Annotated in this window: 18 protein-coding genes; 7 read left to right on the top strand and 11 right to left on the bottom strand. The window is 70.3% G+C overall.

The window, feature by feature from the left end; translation table 11 throughout:
* Window positions 1-92 precede the first annotated feature (92 nt).
* Window positions 93-824, top strand: a complete 732-nt coding sequence (locus GA0070619_RS04930) for a FadR/GntR family transcriptional regulator (RefSeq protein WP_088946959.1) — start codon at window positions 93-95, stop codon at window positions 822-824.
* A 53-nt stretch (window positions 825-877) separates the two neighbouring features.
* Here GA0070619_RS04930 and GA0070619_RS04925 read toward each other — a convergent pair whose 3' ends face one another.
* The gene (locus GA0070619_RS04925; RefSeq protein ID WP_088946958.1) at window positions 878-1549 is read right to left on the bottom strand and encodes a FadR/GntR family transcriptional regulator; all 672 of its coding nucleotides are present in this window, start codon (window positions 1547-1549) and stop codon (window positions 878-880) included.
* Between the two features lie 50 nt (window positions 1550-1599).
* On the bottom strand, window positions 1600-2454 hold the full coding sequence (locus GA0070619_RS04920; protein ID WP_231927268.1) for an amidohydrolase family protein: 855 nt from the start codon (window positions 2452-2454) through the stop codon (window positions 1600-1602).
* A 292-nt stretch (window positions 2455-2746) separates the two neighbouring features.
* Here GA0070619_RS04920 and GA0070619_RS04915 point away from each other — a divergent pair, with 292 nt between their 5' ends.
* The 4 genes from GA0070619_RS04915 to GA0070619_RS04900 all read left to right on the top strand — a co-directional run bounded on the left by GA0070619_RS04915 (window position 2747) and on the right by GA0070619_RS04900 (window position 13418).
* The gene (locus GA0070619_RS04915; RefSeq protein ID WP_088946956.1) at window positions 2747-5536 is read left to right on the top strand and encodes a glycosyl hydrolase family 95 catalytic domain-containing protein; all 2790 of its coding nucleotides are present in this window, start codon (window positions 2747-2749) and stop codon (window positions 5534-5536) included.
* A 90-nt stretch (window positions 5537-5626) separates the two neighbouring features.
* Window positions 5627-8410 carry an alpha-L-fucosidase gene (locus GA0070619_RS32945; protein WP_088946955.1) on the top strand — a complete coding sequence of 928 codons (2784 nt, stop codon included), beginning with the start codon at window positions 5627-5629 and terminating at the stop codon, window positions 8408-8410.
* Window positions 8411-8438: 28 nt separating this feature from the next.
* Window positions 8439-10709: a family 20 glycosylhydrolase gene (locus tag GA0070619_RS04905; protein ID WP_088946954.1), complete on the top strand. Its 2271-nt coding sequence runs from the start codon at window positions 8439-8441 to the stop codon at window positions 10707-10709.
* Between the two features lie 75 nt (window positions 10710-10784).
* Window positions 10785-13418: a discoidin domain-containing protein gene (locus tag GA0070619_RS04900; protein ID WP_157743902.1), complete on the top strand. Its 2634-nt coding sequence runs from the start codon at window positions 10785-10787 to the stop codon at window positions 13416-13418.
* A 69-nt stretch (window positions 13419-13487) separates the two neighbouring features.
* Here GA0070619_RS04900 and GA0070619_RS04895 read toward each other — a convergent pair whose 3' ends face one another.
* The 6 genes from GA0070619_RS04895 to GA0070619_RS04870 are packed head-to-tail and all read right to left on the bottom strand — an operon-like array spanning window position 13488 to window position 18260.
* Entirely contained in the window at window positions 13488-13811 is a 324-nt protein-coding gene (locus tag GA0070619_RS04895) for a DUF202 domain-containing protein (protein WP_088946952.1), read from the bottom strand.
* 32 nt (window positions 13812-13843) lie between these two features.
* Window positions 13844-14230 carry a YidH family protein gene (locus GA0070619_RS04890; RefSeq protein ID WP_088951560.1) on the bottom strand — a complete coding sequence of 129 codons (387 nt, stop codon included), beginning with the start codon at window positions 14228-14230 and terminating at the stop codon, window positions 13844-13846.
* On the bottom strand, window positions 14227-15639 hold the full coding sequence (locus tag GA0070619_RS04885) for a sulfatase family protein (RefSeq protein WP_197699592.1): 1413 nt from the start codon (window positions 15637-15639) through the stop codon (window positions 14227-14229). The genes GA0070619_RS04890 and GA0070619_RS04885 overlap by 4 nt, the downstream gene beginning before the upstream one ends.
* A 28-nt stretch (window positions 15640-15667) precedes the next feature.
* A complete protein-coding gene (locus tag GA0070619_RS04880; protein WP_088946951.1) occupies window positions 15668-16669 on the bottom strand; it encodes an aliphatic sulfonate ABC transporter substrate-binding protein in 1002 nt (333 codons plus the stop codon).
* Window positions 16666-17448, bottom strand: coding sequence for an ABC transporter ATP-binding protein (locus GA0070619_RS04875; RefSeq protein ID WP_088946950.1), 783 nt, complete (start codon window positions 17446-17448; stop codon window positions 16666-16668). Before GA0070619_RS04875 ends, GA0070619_RS04880 begins: the two co-directional genes overlap by 4 nt.
* A complete protein-coding gene (locus GA0070619_RS04870) occupies window positions 17445-18260 on the bottom strand; it encodes an ABC transporter permease (protein ID WP_197699591.1) in 816 nt (271 codons plus the stop codon). The genes GA0070619_RS04875 and GA0070619_RS04870 overlap by 4 nt, the downstream gene beginning before the upstream one ends.
* 329 nt (window positions 18261-18589) lie before the next feature.
* On the opposite strand from GA0070619_RS04870, the gene GA0070619_RS04865 reads away from it, so the two are divergent.
* Both GA0070619_RS04865 and GA0070619_RS04860 read left to right on the top strand, forming a co-directional pair.
* Window positions 18590-21022 carry a family 20 glycosylhydrolase gene (locus tag GA0070619_RS04865; protein WP_088946949.1) on the top strand — a complete coding sequence of 811 codons (2433 nt, stop codon included), beginning with the start codon at window positions 18590-18592 and terminating at the stop codon, window positions 21020-21022.
* A 103-nt stretch (window positions 21023-21125) separates the two neighbouring features.
* A complete protein-coding gene (locus tag GA0070619_RS04860; protein ID WP_197699590.1) occupies window positions 21126-22322 on the top strand; it encodes an ROK family transcriptional regulator in 1197 nt (398 codons plus the stop codon).
* Between the two features lie 64 nt (window positions 22323-22386).
* On the opposite strand, the gene GA0070619_RS04855 is transcribed toward GA0070619_RS04860, so the two are convergent.
* Genes GA0070619_RS04855 through GA0070619_RS04845 form a run of 3 tightly spaced genes read right to left on the bottom strand, consistent with a single transcriptional unit; the run spans window position 22387 to window position 25130 of the window.
* A complete protein-coding gene (locus tag GA0070619_RS04855; RefSeq protein WP_088946948.1) occupies window positions 22387-23229 on the bottom strand; it encodes a class II fructose-bisphosphate aldolase in 843 nt (280 codons plus the stop codon).
* Between the two features lie 9 nt (window positions 23230-23238).
* The gene (locus GA0070619_RS04850) at window positions 23239-24135 is read right to left on the bottom strand and encodes an SIS domain-containing protein (protein ID WP_088946947.1); all 897 of its coding nucleotides are present in this window, start codon (window positions 24133-24135) and stop codon (window positions 23239-23241) included.
* On the bottom strand, window positions 24111-25130 hold the full coding sequence (locus GA0070619_RS04845) for a 1-phosphofructokinase family hexose kinase (protein WP_231927267.1): 1020 nt from the start codon (window positions 25128-25130) through the stop codon (window positions 24111-24113). Before GA0070619_RS04845 ends, GA0070619_RS04850 begins: the two co-directional genes overlap by 25 nt.
* Window positions 25131-25205 lie beyond the last annotated feature (75 nt).

The raw sequence follows: 25205 nt of genomic DNA, 5'->3' as shown, positions 1-25205 counted from the left end.
CTGAGGGATTCGAAGATAATGGGGTCTGACGTCTGACATCTGATGCCGATAGGGTGAGCGTGTCAGATTCGTGAGGGAAGGGCAAGTGCCAGATGACGACCATTGACGCCACTCCGCTACGCGGTGCGGAGCGCCCAGGTCCCCGCCGGCAGGAAGTCGCTACCAAGATCAAGGAGTACATCCTGCGGAATCGCCTCAAGCCGGGAGACATCCTCCCCACCGAGGCGGAGCTGTGCGACGCGGTGGGCGCCAGCCGGTCCAGCGTGCGCGAGGCCGTCAAGATCCTCTCTGCCCTCGACATCGTCGAGGTGCGGCACGGTCACGGCACGTTCGTCGGCCGCATGTCCCTCGCCGCTCTCGTGGAGGGCCTGACCTTCCGCGGCCTCCTGAGCGGCGAGGAAGATCACCACGTGCTGGGGCAGGTCGTCGATGTCCGCCAGACCCTCGAGCAGGGGCTCGCAGCCCAGGTCATCGCCGTCCTCGACGGCGAGCACCGGGTGGCCCTCTCCGCGCTCGTCGACGAGATGGAGAGCCTGGCGGCCCAGGGGAAGGACTTCCTCGATGTCGACCGGGCCTTCCACGTGAAGTTGCTCGAGCCCCTCGGCAACGACCTGATCCTCCAGCTGACCGAGGCGTTCTGGCAGGTCCAGGCCATCGTCGCTCCCACGCTGCGCACCGAGCCGGAGGACCGGCTGATCACCGCCCACCGTCACCGGGCAATCGTGGACGCGATCGCGGCCGGCAACGTGGCCGGCCTGCAAGCCGCCATCGCCGACCACTACGCGCCCATCCGGGCGAGCATCGCCCGCGTCGTGCGGGCCTGAATCGACACCGCCATCGCCGTACGACTCGCAAGCCGGTCAGCGGCCATGGTCGGTCACAGTGCCCTGCGGAGCCACTCCTCGACGCCGGCGATGTGCACTGTCGCCCAGGAACGCGCAAGGTCGGCGTGCCCGATCGTGATCGCGTCGACAATCGCCTGATGCTGCTCCCGGGTCCGGGTGATGACGCCCTGCTGGGTGACACCGCGCCAGATGCGGGCCCGGGTGGTGGGCCCGGAGAGCCCGTCGAGCAGCGAGCACAGCACCGTGTTTCCGGAGCCGACGGCGATCAGGCGGTGGAACTGCAGATCGTTGGCGACCAGGGCCTCCACGTCGTGGGTGTCGCCGAGGTTGTCGAGCACGGCCTGGAGGCCGGCGACGTCCTCGGCGGCCATCCGCTGCGCGGCCAGCGCCGTGGCGGCCGGCTCAAGGATGCGCCGGACCTCAAGGAACTCCAGCACTGTGTCGTCGCGGTGGAAGTCCACGACGAAATTGAGCATGTCGAGCAGCAACTGTGGGGCAAGGCTGGTGACGTAGGTGCCGTCACCCTGGCGGACATCCAGGATGCGGATGATGGACAGGGCCTTCACCGCTTCACGCAGGGAGTTGCGGGACAGACCGAGCCGCCGGGCCAGGTCCGCCTCCTTCGGCAGTCGATCGCCGGGGCCGAGCTCGCCCGACGTGATCATCATCTTGATCTTGCCGATCGCCTCGTCGGTGAGAGCCATCGCCGCCTCCGCACATGTTCGGGGTTGGACCCGTTCCCATGATCGCCGGGTCAGACCGCCAGCCGGTAGACCCGCGCGGCGGTGCCTCCGAAGATCGCGTGTGAGGCCGCCTCGGACAGCGCCGGCAACACCTGGTGCAGCGCGGCCCGCGCCCGGCCGTAGCTGCCCGCGAGCAGGCACAGTGGCCAGTCCGAACCGAACATCAAACGATCCGGCCCGAAACGGTCGAGCGCCTCGCGGACGAACGGTCGCAGGTCGTCGGCCCGCCACGAGACCCAGTCGGCCTCCGTCACCAGGCCGGACATCTTGGCCGTGACATTGGGCTGCTCGGCCAACGCCGCGAACGGCTCGCGCCACCGGGCCAGCCCGGTCGCACCCGCCCGGATCTCCGGTTTGCCGAGATGATCGAGGACGAAGCGGACGTGCGGCAGCGCCGCGGCGGCCCGCGCCGCGGCGGGCAGCTGGTCCACCCGGACCAGCAGGTCGAAGGCCAGCCCGGCTGCCGCGACGACACGGAGGCCGCGGCGCACGTCCGGGCGGTCCAGATGGTCCGGATCCGGCTCGGCCTGGATCTGGGCGCGGACACCGACCACCCGATCGCCACCGGCGCGCCGGAGGTGTCTGGCGATGCGGGCCTCCAAGCCGGGACCGGTCAGGTCAGCCCACAGCACCACACCGGCGATCTGCGGCGCCTCGGTCGCCCACCGGAGCAGGTCCTCCGACTCCGCCTCGTCGCATCGCCCACTCTCCACGAGGATGGAGCGATCGACCTCGGCCGCGCGCAGTTGCGCCTGCCACTGGGCCACTGTGAACGGACGCCGGACCGACCGCATCCGGTCGTCGTCGAGCCGGGCGCAGGCGGGCGGTTTCCCCCAGAGGTGATGGTGCGCGTCGACCGTCAGCACGCAGGCCCCACCGCGGCTGACGCCGCGGGGCTGGCCATGTCCGCACCGCGATGCCGTGATCGCAGAAGCTTCACCAACACCACCCCGCATACATCGGATGTTTCCGGGTTTGAGAGCTCGGACATCTGATGTCTAACAGCTGTCGATGGTTCAGGCAATAGGCCGAGATGGGCTGGCGATCCACCATTCAGGTCGCGATCTTCATCGCAGGCAACCTCACCAGGTTTTCGAGTACGACCCATTGACAAAAATATACATCCCACGTTAACTCCCATGGCATAGAGGAGGCCCTATGCCTGTCATCGGCCGTACCCAGACGATCCTGCGAGCCGCAGCAGCGGCTCTTCTCGTGGCCGCGGCCCTGACCGCCGCGTCCGCGAACTCCGCTCCGGCCGAAGCAGCCGCCGACCCCGGGCTGGCGCTCTGGTACGACGAGCCCGCCGCCAACTGGGAGAGCAACGCGCTTCCGCTGGGCAACGGTGCGCTCGGCGCCATGGTCTTCGGTGGCATCCAGACCGAACGCCTGCAACTCAACGAGAAGACACTCTGGACGGGTGGACCCGGCACCAGCGGCTACAACCACGGCAACTGGACGTCACCACGGCCCGGAGCCCTGACCGGCGTGCAGGCTCAGATCGACCGGGACACACGGATGGCACCTGGCTCGGTCGCCACGGCACTCGGTCAGCCGGCGACCGGATTCGGCTCGTACCAGAACCTCGCCGACATGTACCTCGACATGACCGGCACCCCGGCCACCGTGAGCGACTATCGTCGCGAGCTGGATCTCGCCGAGGCCACCGCTCGCGTCGGATACTCCTACGGCGGGGTGTCCTACCAGCGCGAGTACTTCGCCAGCCACCCCCGCAACGTGATCGTCACCCGGCTGTCGGCCAGCCAGGCCGGCAAGGTCTCCTTCGTCCTGCGTACCGCCTCGGCCCAGCCCGGCAGCACCGTCACCGTGGCGAACGGTCGGATCACCGTGCGGGGCGCGCTGCCCGGCAACGGGCTGACCCACGAAACCCAGTACCGGGTGGTGACCACAGGTGGCACCCGGACCGACGGCACCGACCGGATCACCGTCACCGGCGCCGACTCGGCGTTCATCGTGCTGTCCGCCGCGACGTCGTACGCCGACACCTACCCCAGCTATCGCGGCGCCGACCCCCACGCCCAGGTCACCCAGGCGGTCGACGGCGCGGCTGCCTCGACGGTGGCGGCGCTGCGCGCGGCCCACCTCGCCGACTACAAGAGTCTCTTCGACCGCGTCCGGCTCAACGTGGGCGGGCAGATGCCGAACGTTCCCACCGACGAGCTGCGGTCGGCCTACACCGGTGCCGCTGGGCGAGCCCAGGACCGCGCGCTGGAGTCGTTGTACTTCTCCTTCGGCCGGTACCTGCTCATCTCGTCCTCCCGCGGCGGCTCCCTGCCGGCCAACCTGCAGGGCATCTGGAACAACTCCAACACCCCGCCCTGGCAGGCTGACTACCACACCAACATCAACGTCCAGATGAACTACTGGCCGGCGGAGACCACGAACCTGGCGGAGACCGCCACGCCGCTGTTCGACTTCATCGACGCCCTGCGCGCGCCAGGCCGGGTCACCGCGCAGAACATCTACGGTACGAGCGGCTGGGTCACGCACCTCAGCACCAACCCGTACGGCTTCACCGGCGTCCAGGACTGGGCCACCGCCTTCTGGTTCCCGGAGGCGGCCGCGTGGTTGTGCCAGCACCTCTACGAGCACTACCGCTTCACCCGCGACACGACGTTCCTCCGCGACCAGGCGTACCCGGCGATGAAGGAGGCCGCGGAGTTCTGGCGGGCCAACCTGCACCTCGATCCGCGCGACGGCAGGCTGGTCGTCTCGCCCAGCTACTCACCCGAGCAGGGTGACTTCTCGGCCGGCGCATCGATGAGCGAGCAGATCGTGTGGGACCTGCTCACGAACACCATCGAGGCGAGCGCCACGCTCGGCGTCGACGCCACCCTGCGCGGGCAGTGGCAGACCACCCTGAACAAGCTCGACCCCGGCCTGCGGGTCGGCTCCTGGGGTCAGTTGCAGGAGTGGAAGGCGGACTGGGACAGCCCGACCAACGACCACCGGCACGTCTCGCACCTGTACGCCCTGCACCCGGGGCGGCAGATATCACCGTCGACCACCCCCGCTCTCGCCAACGCCGCCCGCGTTTCCCTCACGGCGCGCGGCGACGGCGGCACCGGCTGGAGCAAGGCCTGGAAAATCAACTTCTGGGCCCGGCTGCTCGATGGCGACCACGCCCACAAGATGCTCAGCGAGCAGCTCAAGAGCAGCACCCTCGCCAACCTGTTCGACACCCACCCGCCGTTCCAGATCGACGGCAACTTCGGGGCCACCGCCGGAATGGCGGAGATGCTGCTGCAGAGCCAGAACGGTGTCGTCGACGTGCTGCCCGCCGTGCCGGCGGCCTGGCCCACCGGCTCGGTCAGCGGATTGCGGGCCCGCGGGAACATCACTGTGGACACCGAGTGGCGCAACCGGCTGGCCAGCCGGATCACGCTGACCGCAGGCAACAGCGGCTCCCTCACCGTACGGAATCCGATGCTGGCCACCGCCTCGCTGGTGGACCTGACCACGAACCAGGCCGTGCCGGTGAACCGGACGGGTGACCGGGTGACGTTCACGGCCGAAGCCGGGCACCGCTACCAGGCGGTCTCCGACGCCGCGACCGGCACGATCGCCGGGGTGGCCAGCGGACGTTGTGTCGACGTGCCCGGCGCCGCCACCACCGACGGCACCGCCCTGATCCTCTGGGACTGCACCGCAGCGACCAACCAGATCTGGACCCGCCAAGCCGACAACACCATCCGCAACCGCGGCAAATGCCTCGCCCCCGCCAGCACCACAGCCGGCGCCGCCGCCACCATCACCACCTGCGGCACCGCCACCAACCAACGCTGGACCTACGACACCACCACCAAAACCCTGCGCAACCAGGCCACCGGCACCTGCCTCGACGCCAACGGCGGTGCCACCGCCAACAACACCAGACTCATCCTCTGGCCCTGCACCACCGCCACCAACCAGCAGTGGCTGGTGTGACGCCGGCCCTCACCGCCGGCCGGCCGTACCCGTAGGTCACCTCACCTCTGCGCCACCCCTCCCTGACCCGTTCCCGGAGAGGACACCCCCATGACCCGCACCCTGCGCCGCCGCGCGCGCGCAAGCGGCGCCACCCTGGCCGCCCTGGCCCTGCTCGCCACCTGCCTGGTCCAGCTCACCCCACGGGCGGCACCGGCCGCCGCGGCCCCGGGGGACGGCACGATCACGGGAGTGGCCAGCGGACGCTGTGTCGACGTGCCCGGCGCCGCCACCACCGACGGCACCGCCCTGATCCTCTGGGACTGCACCGCAGCGACCAACCAGATCTGGACCCGCCAAGCCGACAACACCATCCGCAACCGCGGCAAATGCCTCGCCCCCGCCAGCACCACAGCCGGCGCCGCCGCCACCATCACCACCTGCGGCACCGCCACCAACCAACGCTGGACCTACGACACCACCACCAGAACCCTGCGCAACCAGGCCACCGGCACCTGCCTCGACGCCAACGGCGGTGCCACCGCCAACAACACCAGACTCATCCTCTGGCCCTGCGCCACCGCCACCAACCAGCAGTGGCGCGTCGCGGCGGCTGACTACCAACCGCTGCTCGACGTCGGCTTCAGCGGCACGTTCACCTCCACCACCGGCTACACCCCCTCGACCGGGGAACTGGTCGACGGGCAGCTCACCCGGCTGGCCGGCAGTGAGGTGATCAGCGGTACGACCGTCACGCTCACCGGAGGGGGCACCGGCATCGGGTTCACCCCACGGATCCCGGTGACCAGCGCGAAGTACGTCAACAAGAGCCTGCTGGCCGAGGCGGTCGTACGCCGACAGAGCGGCGCCACGATCACCTTCGACACGCTGCTCAGCCTCGCCGGCGGCGGCTACTACCGCTACGCCAGTGGCTCGCAGACCACTACCGAGTTCGGCATGTACGGGCCGGACGCGCCGTACCACGACACCCGGCAGAGCGGGCCGAACCTGGCCGACACGCAGGACACCCACGTGGCGTTGGCCTACGAGTACGTGAGTGACACCGCGGCACGGCTCGTCGCGTACGTCAACGGCTGCCAGGTGGGCACCACAGTCACCACACCGGTGGCGGCGGCCAACGCGTCGCAGGGTCTGCTGGCCTTCGGCAACGACGCCGGCGCTCGCAACCGCGGCTGGCACGGCACGCTGGACGCCGTCGCCCTCGCGTCGATGACCGGCGCCGCCGGTCCGGCCGACTTCCAGCTCGACGCGCCGGTCTGTGGTGGCACCCCGCCGCCCCCCGGCTGCGCGAGCGACCCGGGCAGCAGCGGCCCGGTCACACCGGCCACCGTCATCACCGTCGACCGGTGCGACACTCTCGACCGGATCCGGCAGAAGGCAGCCCAGGTCACACCGTCAGCCGCCCAACTGGCCTGGCAACAACGCGAGCTGACGGCGTTCCTGCACTACGGCATGAACACCTTCACCGACGTCGAATGGGGCAGTGGGAACGAGGACCCGGCCCAGTTCAACCCCACGGTGGTCAACCCGACACAGTGGATCGACGTGCTCAAGCGCAACGGTTTCAAGCAGGTCATCCTCACCGTCAAGCACCACGACGGGTTCCTGCTCTACCCGTCGCGATACAGCACCCACTCGGTGCGCAGCAGCCCCTGGTGGGGCCGGACCAGCCAGAACGACATCCTTCGCGCCACAGTCGACGCCGCCCGCTCGGCCGGTCTCGCCGTGGGCTTCTACCTCTCCCCCGCCGACGGCGCGGAGATCCCTGGCCGGCGCGGCGGCGACCGGTTCGGCAACGGCAGTGCCAAGCGGAACGTCACCATCCCGACGCTCGTCGCCGGGGACACCCGCGCCCCGACGCAGACGTACACGTACCAGGCCGACGACTACAACGCCTACTTCCTCAACCAGCTCTACGAGCTGCTCACCGAGTACGGGCCGATGGCCGAGGTGTGGTTCGACGGCGCCAACCCGTACACCGCGTACCCGCAGCCGTACCAGGTCGGTGACTGGTACCGGCTGATCCGGGCCCTGCAACCAGGCGCCACGATCGCGATCAACGGCCCGGACGTGCGCTGGGTCGGCTCCGAGTCCGGGGCGTTCCGGGCCGACGAGTGGAGCGCACTGCCGTTCAAGGGCGCCGATCCCGGCGCGTTGAACCGTGACGACGACATGCTCAGCGGTGCCGCGTCGGGTGACCTGGGTTCCAGCGCGCTGATCGGACGCAACCTGGGGACTGTCACGTACCTGTCCTGGTATCCGGCCGAGGCGGACGTGTCCATCCGACCCGGCTGGTTCTGGCACGCCGGCCAGAACGGCTCGGTCAAGCAGCCGGCCGCGCTGATGCAGCTCTACGAGAACGCGGTGGGTCGCAACGCCAACCTGCTGCTCAACGTCCCGCCGAACCGGGCCGGCGTGATCGACGCGCCGGACGTCACGGCCCTCGACGGGTTCGGCACCGCACAACGCGCCCGGTACGGCCGGGAGCTGTTCGCCACGGCGGGTGCGACCGGCACCCACGCCGCCCTCACCGACACGGCCCTGGGCACGTACTGGTCGCCCTCGGGTGGTGCCACCACCGGCGCTGTCGAACTGACCGCCTGCCGGGCCCGCACGTTCGACCGGCTCCTGCTGCAGGAGTCGGTCGGCAACGGCCAGCGCATCGAGGCGTTCGCCGTGGACGCCTGGATCAACGGCGGCTGGCAACAGGTCGCCGCCGCCGGAACGGTCGGATACAAGCGGATCGTGCCGCTGACCGCCGCCGTGAACAGCGACCGGCTGCGGCTGCGGGTCACCGCCGCGCGCGGTGTCCCGCAGGTCGCGACTCTCACCGCGTACGCCACCGACAGCACCGCCAACCCGGCGTCCTGCTGATTTCCCAGCCTTTTGAGAGGAGCGAACAATGCGTCTTCGACGTATCAGCGTCACCGGCGCGGTGGGGGTACTCGCCGCCGCACTGTTGACAGTGCCGGCCACGCCGGCTTCGGCCGTACCGGGTGATCTTCAGGTGATCCCGGCGCTGAAGCAGTGGACGGCGGGCACCGGCAGTTACACCTTCGGCACCACGACCCGGATCGTGGTCGATCCCGCGTACACCGCCCAGCTCAACGACGACGCTGCCACCTTTGCCGCGGACCTGCGGGACCTGACCGGCCGCACCGTCCCGGTCACCACCGGCACGGCCGCCACCGGCGACATCCGGCTGACCCTGGGCGGCAGCCAACCCGCCGAGGGCTACACGATGACTGTCGGGTCGAGCATCGCCATCCAGGGCTCGACCGACGCCGGCGCCTTCTACGGCACCCGGACGGTGCTGCAACTGCTCAAGCAGTCCAGCACGGTGCCGGCGGGCACGACCACCGACGCCCCGACCAAGTCCGAACGCGGCATGATGGTCGACGTTGGTCGCAAGTACTTCACCGTCGACTGGCTCCGTCGGCACGTCAAGGAGCTCGCCTACCTGAAGATGAACCGGTTGCACCTGCACCTGTCCGACACGTTCGGATTCCGGCTGGAGAGCACCACCCACCCGGAGGTGGTGTCGGAGCAGTTCTACACCAAACAGCAGATCCGCGACCTCATCGCCCTGGCGGCCCAGTACCACATCGAGGTCATCCCCGAGATCGACATGCCCGGCCACATGAACGCCATTCTGGCCGACCACCCGGACCTGCAGCTCACCGACACCAACGGCAACCGCAACCCCTACTACCTCGACCTGTCCAAGCCGGGTGCCTACACCCTCGCCCGGGACCTCATCACCGAGTTCCTGCCGCTGTTTCCCGGCCGGTACTGGCACATCGGCGCGGACGAGTACATCGGCAACTACGCGGCCTACCCGCAGCTGCTGACCTACGCCCGCGCGACCTACGGGGCGAACGCCACCGCGAAGGACGCCTACTACGGCTTCATCAACTGGGCCAACGACATCGTCCGCGCCGGCGGCAAGACCACCCGCATGTGGAACGACGGCATCGGCACCGACGGCACCATCCGGCCGGCGTCCAACATCCACGTCGAGGTCTGGTACAACTACGGCATCACCCCGCAGGCCCTGCTGGACCGTGGGCACACCATCTCCAACCAGGCGTGGGATCCGACCTACTACGTTCCCGCCATCAGCAAGCCGAACGTGACGTGGGCCTACGAGACCTGGACCCCGGACCGGTTCCAGGGCAACACCACCGTCGGCGACACGTCCCGCAACCTCGGCACTGTGCTGCACATCTGGTGTGACTACCCGGACGCGGAGACCGAGGACCAGATCGCGGCGGGCATCCGGACCATCCTGCGCGTGATCGCCCAGCAGACCTGGGGGTCACCGAAGCCGGTCGCCACGTACACCGCCTTCGGGGCGATCATCGACCGCATCGGCCGGGCTCCCGGCGGCCCGGCGGTGGCGACCGGCAACCTGGCGACGAACCGCCCGGTGACCGCGTCGTCGACCGAGACGGCCAGCTTCCCGGCCTCGGCGGCGGTGGACGGCGACATCAGCACCCGCTGGTCCTCGGCCTACACCGACCCGAGCTGGATCCAGGTCGACCTCGGCAGCAGTCTGGAGTTGTCCCGCGTCGCACTGCGCTGGGAGGCCGCCTACGCCCGGGCGTACCAGATCCAGACGTCCACCAACGGCACCACCTGGAGCACCGCGGTGACCGTCACCGCCGGGGACGGCGGCACCGACGAGCACCTCGTCAACACCACCGCCCGCTACGTCCGCATGCAGGGCACCGCGCGCGCCACCACCTTCGGCTACTCCCTCTGGGAGTTCGAGGTCTACGGCCCGAAGAAGGGCGTCATCACCGGCGCTGCCAGCGGCCGTTGCGTCGACATCCCCGGCAGCAACACCACCGACGGCACCGCGGTGAACCTCTGGGACTGCAACAGCGGCGCCAACCAGACGTGGACCCACCGTAACGACGGCACCCTCACCGCGCTGGGCAAGTGCCTGTGGCCGGCGAACGGGAGCCTCGCCGACGGCACCACGATCGTGATCGGCACCTGCACCACCGCCACGACCCAGCGGTGGACCTACGACACCGCCACGAGCACCTACCGCACCGGCGGCAAGTGTCTCGACGCCAACGGCGGCGCGACCGCCAACGGCACCCGCCTCATCCTCTGGCCCTGCACCAACGGCGCCAACCAGCGCTGGAGCACCCCCACCGCCTGAACCACCGATGGAGGCACGATGCAGCACGCCATCCCCCCGCCATCCTCATCGGCAGCACGGCCACGGCGACTCGTCGTGCCCACCATCGTCCTGGCTCTGATCGCCGCTGCCGTCGCCACGGTCGGGGGCCATCCGGCCCCGGCCGGGGCGGCGGTCCCGGCCGACCCGACCTACACCGATGCCGCCGGCCTGGTCTTCCCCGGCCCCCAACCGGGAGCGGCGACGGCGTCGCTGTCCGGCGGCAGCTTCACCCTGGCCAACGCGGCGCTGTCGACCACGTGGAGCGTGCTCGGCAGCACTGTGTCGCTGACCCGGTTCGACAACCGGGCAGCGAACACCACGGTGCCAATGAGCCTCCGTGGGCTCTTCACCCTCACCCTCGCCGACGGCAGCACCATCACGACGGCGAACACGACGGTCTCCGCCGGCCCGGTGGTCAGCGACCTGCCGGCGAACGCGGCGTCGGCACGGCTCGCGGAACGTTTCGCCGGCAAGGCGGTCACCACCACCTTCCGGTACGGCAGCGGGGCGCGGACCCTCGACGTGCAGTGGCAGGTGCGGCTGCGCGGCGGCGCCAACTCCGTGCAGCACAGCTTCACTGTGCGCTCGGTGGCCGGCACGTTCGACGTGACGTCGCTGCGCCTGGTGGAACTCAACCTGGCGAACGCACGGGTGCGTGGCAACGACGACGGCAGCCCGGTCGTGCACGGCGCGGCCGGTGGCGAGACGGTGTTCGTCGGCATCGAGAACCCGATGGCGAAGGCCACAGTGACCGGGTCGACCGTCGACATCGCGGTGCCCCGTGCCGGGGATCTCACCGCGGGCGCGTCGTGGGTGTACACCGCCTCCACCGGTGTCTCGCCCGCCGGGCAGCTACGCCGCTCGTTCCAGTACTACCTGCAACGCGAACGCGCTCACGACCGCCGGACGTTCCTGCACTACCAGAGCTGGCTGGACCTCAAGCCACCCGGCGAGGTCATCAACAGCGCCGAGCTGACCCGGGCCGTCAACCTGTTCGGCACCCAGCTGCGCAACCGCGGCGCCACCATCGACAGCTTCTGGGTCGACGACGGCTGGGACTATCTGCGTTCACCACGGGTCGACGAGACGAACCTGAACGTCTGGTCGTTCGACCCGACCCAGTTCCCCACCGGTTTCGCACCGCAGAAGGCCGCGGCCGCGCAGTACGGCGCATCGATGTCGGTGTGGATGTCGCCGTTCGGCGGGTACGGCACCAGCGCCGCCACCCGCCAGGCCATCAACGCGAGCAAGCCGGCCGACCAGCGGCTGGAGACCCACAGCGGCGGTCAGTTCAAACTCGGCGGCAGCCGCTACTACGACCGGTTCCGGTCGGTGGCCTTCGACATGATGGACAACCAGGGGGTACGCGGCTTCAAGCTCGACGGCATCGGCGGCGGGCTCTACCAGTCCGGCCCGAACGCGAGTTACATCGCCGACTACGAGGCACTGCTCGGGCTGACGGGGGATCTGCGGGCGCACCAGAAGGACGTGTTCGTCAACGCCACAGTCGGCACCTGGGGCTCGCCGTACTGGTTGTGGTACACCGACTCCATCTGGCGCGACGGACACGACGCGTCGCTGACCGGTGCGGGAAGCGCGCAACAGCGCTACGTCAACTATCGCGACTCGGAGACGTTCCGCAACGTCGCCACCCAGAACCCGCTGTTCCCGATCCCGAGCCTGATGAACCACGGGGTCATCTTCTCCGACCGCACACCACAGTTCACCGCCGACTACGACCTGACCAAGGCCAGCGTGCAGGCGGAGGTGTCGCAGGACATCCGCGCCTACTTCGCGCTCGGCCTGAGCCTGCAGGAGCTGTACGTGCGCAACACGCTCGTCGACGCCAGCAGGCCGGGCGCGGCCTGGTTCTGGGACACCGTGGCGGCCAACGCCAAGTGGGCCCGCGCCAACCAGGGACTGCTCAGCGACGTGCACTGGGTCGGCGGTGACCCGGCGGCGGGCGCCGTCTACGGCACGGCCGCCTGGAACTCCTCGGCCGGGGCGTCCAGAGGCATGCTGATGTTGCGTAACCCGTCGGCGTCGGCGCAGAGCTTCACGGTCAACCCGCAGACGGTCTTCGAGCTGCCCGGCGGGACCCACCAGCGGTACAAGTTCACCGAACGCGACGGGCGCCGATCCGGCTTCGTGTCCGGTCCCGCCGCACCGGTGAGCATCACGCTGGCGCCGTTCGAGGTGGCCGTCTTCCAGGCCGCACCGACGGACGAGGCGATCGGCGGCGGAGACAGCCCACAGCTGTCGCGCGCCCGCTGGACCGCGACGGCGGACAGCGTCGAGACGGTCGGCGAGAACGGCGCCGCCGCCAATGCCATCGACGGCAACCCCGCCACCATCTGGCACACCCGCTACGTCGGCGGTGTCGCCGCCATGCCGCACCAGATCACCATCGACCTCGGCGGCACCTTCCGCATCGACAAACTCGACTACCTGCCCCGCCAGGACGGTGGCACCAACGGCACCATCGCCGACTACCAGATCCAGACCAGCACCGACGGCACCACCTGGACCCAGATCGCCGCCGGCACCTTCGGCTCCGGCAGCACAGTGAAGTCGGCGGTCTTCGCTCCCACCACGGCCCGGCACGTACGCCTGCGCACCACCCGCGCCGCCAACGGCGCCGGGTACGCCTCCGCCGCCGAGATCAACCTGTACGGCTCGACGGCCTGACCGGTCTCTCTGCCGTTCCGGGGCGACGCTGGTGTCGCCCCGGAACGGCAGGATCGACGGCAACCCGCCCTATCGGGCGAGAACATGGGCGAGGACCGCCACGCCGCCCGTCACGACCAGCGCGCTGCCGGCGGCCAGCAGTGCGGCACCCTCCGGCTGACCCAGGTGGGTGGGCAGTCGGACGGTCCGATACCGACGCCGCGCCAGGACGGCAACCGCGACGGCGAGCGGAGCGCAGGCCAGCACAAGTCCCGCCGCGATCGGATGGCGCGGCACCAGTTCCCGTCCGACGGCCACCAGCACGGTGGCCGTCGCCAACGCCGTACGAAGCCACGCCAGCAGGGTGCGTTCGGCCTGTGCTCCCCGGTCGGCGAGCCGTGGTGGCTCCGTCACATCAGCACCACGACATCAGATCAGCACCGACATCAGATCAGCACCACGACGAGGATGGTCAGGCCGGCCACGACCACCCCCGCCGCCGCCACGACCGCGACGGGAGTGGACGGCAACGGCAGTTGGAGCCGCAGCGCCCGTTCGTTGCGGCTCCAACGAGGGAACGCCTCGACGGCCACCCCGACGGCGAGCACCGCCAGCACGGCCGCCGCCCACTGCGAGCCTTCCGCGCCGAAGGCCTTGACCGCCGCGGCGGTCACCATGAGGCCCAGCGCGGTCCGCAGCCACGCGAGGAAGGTCCGCTCGTTGGCGAGGGTGAACCGGGGGTCCGGCTCCGTGCCGACCCCGTAGACGCGGCGTGGCCAGCGACGGTCGGGCCGGCCCGGGCCGGCCTGCGCGGGAGGTCCCTCGTCCGTCACCCGCTGACCGGTGCCGGAGGCTGCCACGGGACGTCGCCACACTCCCGCTGGACGCGGGCGAGTTCCTCGACGAGCGCCACCCTGATCCGCGCGTACGCCGGGTCGTCGTAGACGCTGCGCATCTCCCACGGGTCGGCGCGCAGGTCGAACAGCTCCCACTCCGGCTCCTGCACCGTGGTGGAGGTGCCGGGCAGACCCAGCCCGTCGGCGTAGTAGTAGACCAGTTTGTGGTCGTGGGTGCGTACGCCGTAGTGCGCCCACACGTGGTGCTCGTCGTCGTCGTGTTCCCAGTAGCGGTAGTACACCGACTGCCGCCAGTCGTCGGCGTCCTCGCCGCGCAGCAGGGGTCGCAGTGAGCGTCCCTGCATGCGGGAGTCGGCCGGCACGTCGGCGTAGTCGAGGAACGTCTGCGCGAAGTCGACGTTCATGGCGAGCGCGTTGGTGGTGGAGCCGGCCGGGATCTCCGCCGGGTAGCGGATCAGGAACGGCATCCGCAGCGACTCCTCGTACATGAACCGCTTGTCGTACCAGCCGTGGTCACCGAGAAAGAAGCCCTGGTCGGACGTGTAGACGACGATGGTGTCGTCGGTCAGCCCGTGCTCGTCGAGATAGTCGAGCAGGCGGCCGACGTTGTCGTCGACGCTGGCGACGCAGCGCAGATAGTCCTTGATGTAGCGCTGGTAGGTCCAGAGGGCGGCCTCGTCGGGGTCCAGGTGTGGTGGCAGCATCTCCTTGATGTCGTTGGCGGTCAGGTCCCGGTCCACCCGCATCCGGGCGGCCCGGGCGGCGGCGGCGTGCCCCGAGTGGTCGTCGTCGAACGAGCCCGGCACGGCCACGTCGTCGACGTACATGTCGCGGTGCTTGTCGTCGGGCTCCCAGTTGCGGTGTGGCGCCTTGTGGTGCACCAGCAGGCAGAAGGGTCGTTGCGGGTCGCGCTGGTCGAGCCAGTCGACGGCCAGGTCGGTGATGATGTTCGTGCAGTAGCCCGGACGGACCTGCTCGGTGCCGTCCATACCGATGAAGACGGGATCGCGGTACCGCCCCTGGCCGGGCACGACCTCCCAGTAGTCGAACCCCCGGGGGTCGTGCTCCGGGCCGTGCCCGAGGTGCCACTTACCGACCAGGGCGGTCTGGTAGCCGGCGCGGCGCAGCAGCTCCGGGAAGACGAGCTGCCTGTTGTCGAACTCGGTCGACAACGTCTGCACGCCGTTGACGTGGTTGTAGGTGCCGGTGAGGATGGTGGCCCGGCTGGGCGCGCACAGCGAGTTGGTGCAGAAGCAGTTCTCCAGGAGAGCACCGCCGGCCGCGATGCGGTCGATGTGTGGCGTCTCGTTGATCTTGCTTCCGTAGGCGCCCACCGCGTGCGCGGCGTGGTCGTCGGCCATGATGAAGACGATGTTGGGCCGCACGTGCTGATCCTTTCTCACGCGACCCGCCTCAGGACGCGTACGCGGCGGCGTCGTAGTAGGTGCTCGGGTCGACAGCGTTCGGCAGCTTCCCCAGGTCCTTGAAGAGGCCGTTGAGGCCGGTGAGCCAACCCGCGACGGTGCCGTCGGTGGACTTGGCGGCGAGCTCGGCGGACGGCAGGAACCGGGCGTTGGCGGCCTCGGCGCGCAGTTGGTCGATCGGGGCCGACTTGAGGAACTTCGCGGTGACCTCGACAGCGCGGTCCAGGTTGGCGGCCCGCTCGTCGTTGGCGGCACGCAGCACCGCGAGCACCTTCTTCACCAGGTCCGGCTTGCCGGTCACCACGTCGTTGCGGCCCACATAGGCGGACGGGAAGCTGATGGCCGGGTAGAAGTCGTCGTTCTTGGCCAGCTCGGTCAGCTTCGGCACCCGCTTGCTGATGGTGCCGATGAGCGGGTACCAGATGCCGGCCGCGTCGATCTGGCCCGACCCGAACGCGGTGACGACAGTGCTCGGGTCCATCGCGACCTTCTGGACGTCGTCGATGGAGAGGCCGGCGCTCCGCAGGGCCAGCCGCACGATCATGTCGCCGGAGGTGCCTTCCGGCACGCCGACCTTCTTGCCCTTGAGCGCGGCCATGGAGGTGATGCCCGGCTGGGCGATGACCCGGTCGGCGAAACCGAGCGAGTTGATGGCGATGACCCGGGCCTTGCCGGAGGCCGGCAGCCACATCGCGCCCGGGCCCAGGTAGCCGAAGTCGAGGTCGCCGGCGCCGAGCGCCTGCACCTGCAGGGGGCCGTTGGTGAAGACCTTGAGGTCCGGCTTGAGGCCGTGTTCGGCCCACAGTTTCCTGTCGTCGGCGATCGCCATGAGGCTCGCGCCGGTGAAGTCGGCGATGTAGCCCAGCTTCACCGGCTCGCTGCCGGAGCCGCCGGATCCGGACTGGTCGTCGTCGCCGCAGGCGGCGAGGGCTGCGGCGGTGCCGAGGCCGGCGATGCCGGTGAGCAGGGATCGACGGGAGAGAGGGCTCATTGCGATGCACCTTCCTGAGGGGTCTGGTGGTAGACGGCGCGCCAGACCCGATTGCGGATCCGGGAGAATTCCGGTGACAGGCGAACGGCTTCGGTGCGCGGGTACGGCAGGTCGACGTCGATGACCTCGTGCACCCGGCCGGGCCGGGCAGCCATGACGACGACGCGGTTGGCGAGGTAGACGGCCTCGTCGACGTCGTGGGTGATGAACATGACGGTGCGTCGCTCGGAGCCCCAGGTGGCCAGCAGCTGATCCTGCATCTGCACCCGGGTGAGGGCGTCCAGGGCGCCGAAGGGTTCGTCCATGAGCAGGACGCCGGGGTCGACGGCGTACGCGCGGGCGATGGCGCACCGCTGCCGCATACCGCCGGACAGCATCCGGGGCAGCGCGTCGGCGAAGTCGGTGAGGCCCACCAGGTCGATGAAGTGCTGCGCCCGTCGCCGCCGCTCGGCCCGCCCGACCTTGGCGATCTGGAGACCGAACTCGACGTTCTGGCGCACGGTCAGCCAGGGGAACAGCGCGTACTGCTGGAAGATGACGCCGCGTTCCGGGCCGGGCCCACGCACCGGTCGCGAGTCGACGAGCACCTCACCGCCGGTGGGTTCGACCAGGCCGGCCGCGATGTTCAGCAGTGTCGACTTGCCGCAGCCGGACGGGCCGACCACTGTGACGAACTCGCAGTCGGCGATGTCCAGGTCGACGTTCTGCAGCGCGTGGAACGGTTTGCCGCCCACCTCGAACGTGCGGCTGGTGGAACGGAAGGAGATCTTCTCGGTCATCGACGTTCCTGCCATCCGGTGAGGCGCTTCTCCGCGGTGAGCAGGAGCCGGTCCATGATCAGGCCGAGCACACCGATGGTGATCAGGCCGACGAAGATGCTCGGCAGGTCGTAGTAGATCTGCGCCTGCTGCATGCGGTAGCCGAGGCCCTCCTGCGCGGCGATCAGCTCGGCGGCCACGAGGGTCGCCCACGCCGCACCGAGGCCGACGCGCATGCCGACCAGGATGAACGGGGTGGACGCGGGGACGATGACCCGGCGGAACACCACGGCGTCGTTCGCGCCGAGCACCCGGGCTGCGTTGATCATGGTGCGTTCGACGCTCACCACGCCCTGGAACGTCGACACGACGCAGGACAGGAACGCGGCCAGGAAGATGACGAAGATCTTCGGCGTCTCCCCGATGCCCATGAGCAGGATGGCCAACGGGATGACGGCCAGGGGCGGGATCGTGCGGAAGAACTGCACGTAGGGCTCGATCAGGCCACGTGCCGTCCGGTACCACCCCATCAGGAAGCCGACCGGAATCGCGAGGGCGGTGCCGAGCGCGAATCCGATGAGCACCCGGCGCAGGCTGGCGAGGCTGTCGTCGAGCAGGGTGCCGTCCATGGCGAGCTCACCGGCGCGGACGGCGACCGCCTGCGGCCCGGGAAGGCCCGACACCCCGACCCGCGCGAGCACGGTCCAGATGCCGATGCCGAGCACGACGGCGATCACGTTCCACGCCAGCAGTGGTACGGCGCGGCGTGGTGGCGACGCCGTGGGGGTGGTCTCCGACCCGCGGGTCCGGGGCGGTTGAACGTCTATCGGCACGGTGGCCCTCCGTAGCCCAGGTCGGATTGGAGCGCGCCTTCCGGGTGGGCGGCGCTCAAGGTAAGGGAATCTTTGGTGACCGGACTAATCATGTCAACCCTTCGGACTAAAATTGCCGAGCTGGCGGCATTGCCTCGATTCATAAGACATCCGATGTCTGGTGACCAGCAACCCTAGGGTGACGGCGCTGCCGTGACAACGCCCGCCCACCCCGCCGTGGGCGCCGGATATTGTGCGACGCATTGACTAAATTGACGGCTCTCGTCAGACTGCGGCGTACCGAGCCACCCCAGCCGCCCGGCGCTCCGGGCGACGGCCCAAGGAGTCCCATGTCGATTCCACGCTCCCGCCACAGCACCGGATCGAGACGCCGGCGCATCGCCGCCCCCCTCGCCCTGCTGATCGCCGCGACGCTCGTCGCGCCAGTCACCTCCGGCACGGCGGCCGCGGCCGCCGCCGCGCCGGTGAACCTGGCCCGGACCGGCACCGCCACCGCGTCGAGCGTCGAGCTCGACCGGGCCGACTTCGTCGCCGCGCACGTCAACGACGGCGACCGCAACACCCGGTGGTCGTCGAAGTACCAGGACGCCAACTGGGTGCAGGTACGGCTGGCGACCCCTGCCACTGTCGACCACGTCGTGCTCGCCTGGCCCAACGCGTGCGCCCGTGACTTCACACTGCAGACCTCGACCAACGGCACCACCTGGACGGACGTCGCCCGCGTCCAACGCGACACCTGCCCCCGGACGGACGTCATCGCGGTGAACTCGGCGCAGCCCGTGTCCCACGTGCGCATGCAGGGGCACCAGCGGTGGGCGGGTTACGGCTACTCCATCTCCGAATTCGAGATCTGGAACGAGACGGCGCCCGCACCCGCGCCCTCGCTGGGCCTGCTGCCCAAACCCGTGTCGATGACGGAGAACGGCGGCACGCCGTACACGCTGAACCGGAACACGCCCATCGTCGCGGTCGGGGCGCAAGCGACCGCGCCCGCGACCTACCTCGCCGGCCTGCTACGACCGGCCACCGGGTACGGCCTGCCGGTGGTCACCCAGAGCAGCGCGCCCGCGCCCATCGTCGTCGAGGTCGGCGCCGGCAAGGGCCCCGCCGGGCAGGCAGCCGAGGGGTACCGCCTCGTCGTCACCACCACGAAGGTCCAGATCAGCGCCGACACGGCGAACGGCGCACTCAACGGCGTGCAGACGCTGCGGCAACTCCTCCCCCAGTGGGTGGAGTCCGACACCGTCGTCGACGCCACGTGGACCGTGCCGGCGGTGACGATCTCCGACTACCCACGCTTCGCCCACCGCGGGATGATGCTCGACGTCGCTCGCAGCTTCTACCCGATGAACGAGATCAAGGCGTACATCGACGGCGCCGCCCAATACAAGATCAATCGTCTGCACATGCACCTGACCGACGACCAGGGTTGGCGGATCGCCCTCGACAACCCGGCGAGCAACCCGGCGGGCATCGACTACGGCCTGCTCACCACGGTCAGCGGCCGTACCGCCATGACCTACAACGACAGCGGCCAGCTGATGGGCACCGAGTTGGGTGTCACCGGCTTCTACACCAAGGCCGACTACGCCGAGATCGTGCGCTACGCCGGAGTGAACGGCATGACCGTCATCCCGGAGATCGACATGCCGGGGCACACCAACGCGGCGCTGCACGCCATCCCCCAGCTGAACACGACCGGCGCCCAGCCGAAACCGGCCACCGGACAGCGGACCGCCCCGGCCAACGGCACCGGCAACGTCGGCTACTCGACGTTCGACTCGGCCAGCACGACGACGTACGAGTTCGTCACTCAGGTCCTGACCCAGATCGCCGCCATGACGCCGGGGCCGTACCTGCACATCGGCGGCGACGAGGCCCACGTGACCAGCCACGCGAACTACACCACGATGGTGAACGCCTTCACCTCGACTGTCGCCTCGCTCGGTAAGACGGTGGTCGGCTGGAACGAGTACGCCGGCACGACGCTGCCCCAGAACAGGGCCGTCGTGCAGTACTGGAACGGCGACCGCACCGCGGTGGCCAACGCGGTGACCGGCCGCGGCGCCCAGGTCGTCCTCTCCCCCGCCGCCCACACGTACGTGCCGCAGAAGCAGGACTCCCGTCAGCCGCTCGGTGGCACCTGGGCGTGCGGCGGACCGTGCGGGCTGGACCGGCACTACAACTGGGACCCCGGCACCTTCATCCCGAACATCGCCGAGACCAGCGTGCTCGGGGTCGAATCGGCGCTCTGGGGCGAGTTCATCCGCCGCATCGGTCAGGCGCAGTACTACAGCTTCCCGCGCCTCGTCGCCACCGCCGAGGTCGGATGGACGCCGCAGGCGCAGCGCAGCTACGCCGACTTCACCACCCGTCTGTCGGTGGCCGGGGGCCGGTTGACGGTCCAGGGCGTCAACTTCTTCCCCACCGCGGACGTCGCGTGGCGCAAGCAGGCGATCGGCCGTCCGGCCACCGCGGTCGTCGGCGCACCGGCCGCTGCCACCTGGACGGTCACCGCGCCCGGACTCCGGTCCGCCGACCTGGCCACCACGGTCACCTGGAGCGACGGGCGGGTGGAGGCGCTCACACCGACCGCCACGCGCGAACCGAGCATCTCCGCGATGCAGATCAACAGCGCGTTCACCGTGGTGTCCCGACGCACGTTCGGCGCACCGGGCACGTACACCGGGAGACTGTCGGTGCGCTCGGCCGGGGCTTCCCCCGTCGAGGCGGCGCTGACCGTCACGGTCCGAGCACCCTGACCACCGGCCGGCGCCGTCACCTCGCGCTGGTGACGGCGCCGGCCACCGCGCCCGTACGCTGCCGCAACGACATTCGAAACGAGGCATCGGTCATGATGGTCCGGTGATCGAACGCCCGGATGCCATGCAGCGTGTGCGGCTGGCACACACCGAGGTCCTGCTGGCTCAGCTCCGCAGCGCCGGCCCGCTCAGCCGGGCCGAGCTCATCCGGCTGACCGGGCTCTCGCGTACCACGCTGTTCGACATCATCGGCGACCTCATCGCCCGCGGTGTGGTCGTCGAGCGCGAGCCCGCGCTGTCCGGGCACCGGGGCCGGGGACGGCCGTCCACGACCGTCAGCCTCAACCCGTCCGCCGGCCGGATCGTCGGCATCGACCTCGGCCGGGCGACGATCACCGTCATCGTCGCCACCCTGGGCCACGACATCCTGGCCCGGGGCAGCCGCCCCATCACGCTGACGGCGGGGCCGGCCCGACGAGCCAACGCCGCGATCAAGCTGATCGACGACCTCGTGCAGCAGCACGACATCGACCTGCGGGCCCTGGAGGCGATCGGCCTCGGCCTGCCCGGCCTGGTGGCGGGTCGGAGCCGTTCGGCCGGCGACAGCGGCAGCAGCCCCTCGGTGGCCGCGAAGCAGATCAGCACCCGAATTCAGGACCGGTACGGCGTCGCCGTCGTCACCGACAACAACTCCCGACTGGCCGCGCTGGCCGAAGGCACCTGGGGGGCGACCCGTGACGTACGGGACGCCATCTACGTCCGGTGGAGTGACGGCGTGGGCGGCGGGCTCATCGTCGACGGCCGGCTCGCCCGAGGAGCGCACGGCGCGGCCGGCGAGATCGGTCACGTCAGCGTCGAGCCCGACGGCGACCCCTGTCCGTGCGGTGGCCGCGGCTGCCTTGAGCTGCTGATCCGCCCGTCGGCGCTGATCGAGCAGTGCGCCCGGCGCGGTGTCACAGTCGCGGACCCGGCCGATCTGGTCGCGCGGGCAATCGCCGGCGAGCCGATCGTCTCCGACGTGGTGCGGCACGCCGCGACGCTGCTCGGCCGAGTCCTGTCGGGAATGGTGGTGCAGTTGGACCCGGGCAAGGTGGCCATCGGTGGCACCCTCGCCCATGCCGGCGAAGCGGTGCTCGAACCGGTCCGGACGGCCATCGGTCAGCTGGCGATCCCCGGACACACCCGCCGCCTGGACGTTGTGACGGCCCAGTTCGGCGACGAGGGCGGCGCCCTGGGCGCCGTCGCGGCAGCCCTGCGGCTCAACATGTCCGAGCCCCTGCCGGCCCTCCCCACGGCATAGGACCAGCGCACGGCCCGGCCGCGCGGCACAGGACCAGCGCGCGGCCCGGCAACGCGGCGGCTGGCTACGGTGCCGCGGGCAGGAGCGTGAGCAGTCGTTCGACAACCCCGGTCACCGCGTCCCGTCCCGCTGCGAGGTAGCGGCGCGGGTCTCGGGACTGCGGCAGGGCCTCACGGACCGCGTCGGTGAACGCCACGTTGAGGGCCGTACCGACGTTGATCTTCACCATGCCATGACCGACCGCGGCGCGGATCTGGTCCAGCGGCACCCCGGAGGAACCGTGCAGGACCAGGGGCACGGGTACGGCTTCGCGGATCGCGGCCACCAGGTCGAGATCCAACGAGGCGGTGCGGTCGGCCATCGCGTGCGAGCTGCCCACCGCGACGGCGAGAGCGTCGACGCCGGTCTCGGCCACGTACCGGGCGGCCTCGGACGGGTCGGTGCGGACGCCGGCGGTGTGGGCGCTCGCCGGAGCGTCCGGCTTACCGCCGACGTAGCCGAGTTCGGCCTCCACCCACAGCCGGTGGTCGTGCGCCCACTCGGTCGCCTTGCGGGTGGTCGCCACGTTGGCGGCGTACGCCAGCGCTGACGCGTCGACCATCACGGAGCTGAAGCCCGAGTCGGGAGCCTGCTCCAGCAGACCGATGTCGTCGACGTGGTCCAGGTGCAGCGACAGGGTCGCACTGGACCTCCAGGCGACCTCGGCCGTCGCCGCTGCGATGGCCGACAGGCCCGAGTGGTAGCGCGCCGCGTTCTGGCTGATCTGCAGAATCGCCGGCCGGCCGGCACGCTCCGCCGCGGCGGCGATCGCCTGGGCGTACTCGATCGTGATCACGTTGAAGGCGAGCACGCCGGTGCCGGCGGCACGGGCCGCCGCCACCAGGTCGGCGGTGGGCACGAGGGTCATCAGTGGTCCTCAGGCAACCGGCGCGGTCAGCACGACGGACCGGGTGAGCAGCCGGGGCTGGTCCGGGTGCAGGCCGCGACGGTTCGCGAGCTCGACCGCGAGCCGCTGCGCGGTGGTGAGGTGCGCCATGGCGTCGACGTCCTCGTGCACGACGATCGCCCCCGTGGCGGCCAGATCGTCGCGGAGGCCGGGCACCACCGGCCCGAAGATCCAGACCACGGACCGGTGGTCCACCACGCTGATCGGGCCGTGCCGGAACTCCATCGCCGGGTACGACTCGGCCCACATCTGTGCGGCCTCCCGCAGCTTGAGGGCCGCCTCGTGCGCCAACCCCACGGTCCAGCCGGTGCCGAGGCAGGTGAACTGGCTCCGACCGACGACGTCCGGGTCGATCGGCGTGTTCAGCTGCTCCCGCGCCTGTTCGATCGGCTCGGTCAGGTCCTCTCCGAGGCCGGCGCGCCAAGCGGCTAGCGCGGTCGTGGCGAAGCGGGTCTGCACCACCGACTGTTCGTCGGCGAAGTCGAGGACGACGCAGTCACTCACGAGCCGGCTCACCGGCCGGTCGGCGTCGGTCGTGATCACGGTCGAGCGGCTGCCGCGCGGCAGCTGCTCAAGGAGCCGGATCACCTCGGTGGTGGTGCCGGAGCGGGTGATGGCGACGATGCGGTCGTACCGCCGCCCGGAGGGAAACTCCGAGGCCGCGAAGGCGTCGGTCTCCCCCTGGCCCGCCGACTCGCGCAGCGTCGCGAAACTCTGCGCCATGAAGTACGACGTGCCGCAGCCGACGACGGCGACGCGCTCACCGGGTTGGGGCAGCGCCCGCGCCACGCCCGGCTGGGCGACCAGGTCCGCGGCGCGACGCCACGTCTCGGGTTGGGAGGCTATCTCGGAGGCGACGTGCGACACGGTTCCTGCTCTCTGTCGGTGCGGTGTTCTTCCAGCTTTTCCACAGTGGTTCCGGGCAGCAGCCGGGAAGCCACGTCGTCGTCGTACTCGCCCGCCCACGGGCAGGCGACGGCGGCCGCCGAGACGGCCGCGCCCTGGGCGAGGACATCCCGCCAGGGCGCGCGGGTGAGGAGCCCGTACGCGAGCACGGCCGCGAGGGCATCGCCCGCGCCGGTCGGGTTGCCGGACACCCGTTCGGGCGCACGGACGCTGTAGGCGGCGCCGCCGGTGACCGCCACGAATCCGTCCGCGCCGCGGGACACCACACCGGCGGTGGCGCCGCTTCGGACGAGCTGGTGCGCCACCGCGACGGCGTCCTCGCGGGTGCGTACCGAGCGTCCGAGCAGGTCGGCCGCCTCGTGGGCGTTCGGTTTCGCCAACGCCGGTCCAGCGGCCAACGCATGCCGCAATGCCGGGCCGTCGGCGTCCACGATGGTTTCGGCCCCGGTGGCTCGCGCGATGGTGACGAGATCGGCGTACGCGGTCTCGGGTACGCCCGGCGGCCGGCTGCCGGACAGCACCACCACCCGCGCGGCCCGCACCCGCTCGGCGAACGCGTCCCGGAACGCCGCCCACTGCGCCTCGGTGACGTGCGGGCCAGGTTCGTTGAGGACGGTCGCCGTGCCCTGCGCGAGGACGGTCACCGTCCGACGGGTCTCCGCGCCGAGGCGGGTGAACTGCGTTGGCACGCCGGCCGCCGCCAGTTCCGCTTCGATGTGCTCGCCGGAGGCACCGCCGAGCAGACCCAGGACCACTGTCTCGGCGCCCAGTTGACGCAGCACCCGGGCGACGTTCAGACCCTTGCCCCCGGCACGGGCGACCACGCCGGTGACCCGGTGCGACGTGTCCGGGACCAGTTGGGGAACGGTGTAGGTGATGTCCAGGGCCGGATTGAGCGCCACCGAGATGATCAGGTCACCCCGACCGCGGGCCCGGGGCGGGTCTTCGATCGTCATCTGGCCGCCTCCTCCGGCAGATGCCGGCTACACGAACACGCATGATCTTTCGTGACACCCGAGCGCCTGTATCAA

This window comes from Micromonospora zamorensis, assembly GCF_900090275.1.
In the GTDB taxonomy this organism is placed as follows: Bacteria; Actinomycetota; Actinomycetes; order Mycobacteriales; family Micromonosporaceae; genus Micromonospora; species Micromonospora zamorensis.
This window is presented reverse-complemented; position numbering and strand designations above follow the sequence as displayed.

What these genes read in the sequence shown, in the direction of transcription:
- GA0070619_RS04915 (WP_088946956.1), top strand. Translation starts at nt 2,747, where the DNA reads ATGCCTGTCATCGGCCGTACCCAGACGATCCTGCGAGCCGCAGCAGCG.
- GA0070619_RS04855 (WP_088946948.1), bottom strand. Translation starts at nt 23,229, where the DNA reads ATGACCCTCGTGCCCACCGCCGACCTGGTGGCGGCGGCCCGTGCCGCC.
- GA0070619_RS32945 (WP_088946955.1), top strand. Translation starts at nt 5,627, where the DNA reads ATGACCCGCACCCTGCGCCGCCGCGCGCGCGCAAGCGGCGCCACCCTG.
- GA0070619_RS04880 (WP_088946951.1), bottom strand. Translation starts at nt 16,669, where the DNA reads ATGAGCCCTCTCTCCCGTCGATCCCTGCTCACCGGCATCGCCGGCCTC.
- GA0070619_RS04875 (WP_088946950.1), bottom strand. Translation starts at nt 17,448, where the DNA reads ATGACCGAGAAGATCTCCTTCCGTTCCACCAGCCGCACGTTCGAGGTG.
- GA0070619_RS04905 (WP_088946954.1), top strand. Translation starts at nt 8,439, where the DNA reads ATGCGTCTTCGACGTATCAGCGTCACCGGCGCGGTGGGGGTACTCGCC.
- GA0070619_RS04930 (WP_088946959.1), top strand. Translation starts at nt 93, where the DNA reads ATGACGACCATTGACGCCACTCCGCTACGCGGTGCGGAGCGCCCAGGT.
- GA0070619_RS04925 (WP_088946958.1), bottom strand. Translation starts at nt 1,549, where the DNA reads ATGGCTCTCACCGACGAGGCGATCGGCAAGATCAAGATGATGATCACG.
- GA0070619_RS04865 (WP_088946949.1), top strand. Translation starts at nt 18,590, where the DNA reads ATGTCGATTCCACGCTCCCGCCACAGCACCGGATCGAGACGCCGGCGC.
- GA0070619_RS04845 (WP_231927267.1), bottom strand. Translation starts at nt 25,130, where the DNA reads ATGACGATCGAAGACCCGCCCCGGGCCCGCGGTCGGGGTGACCTGATC.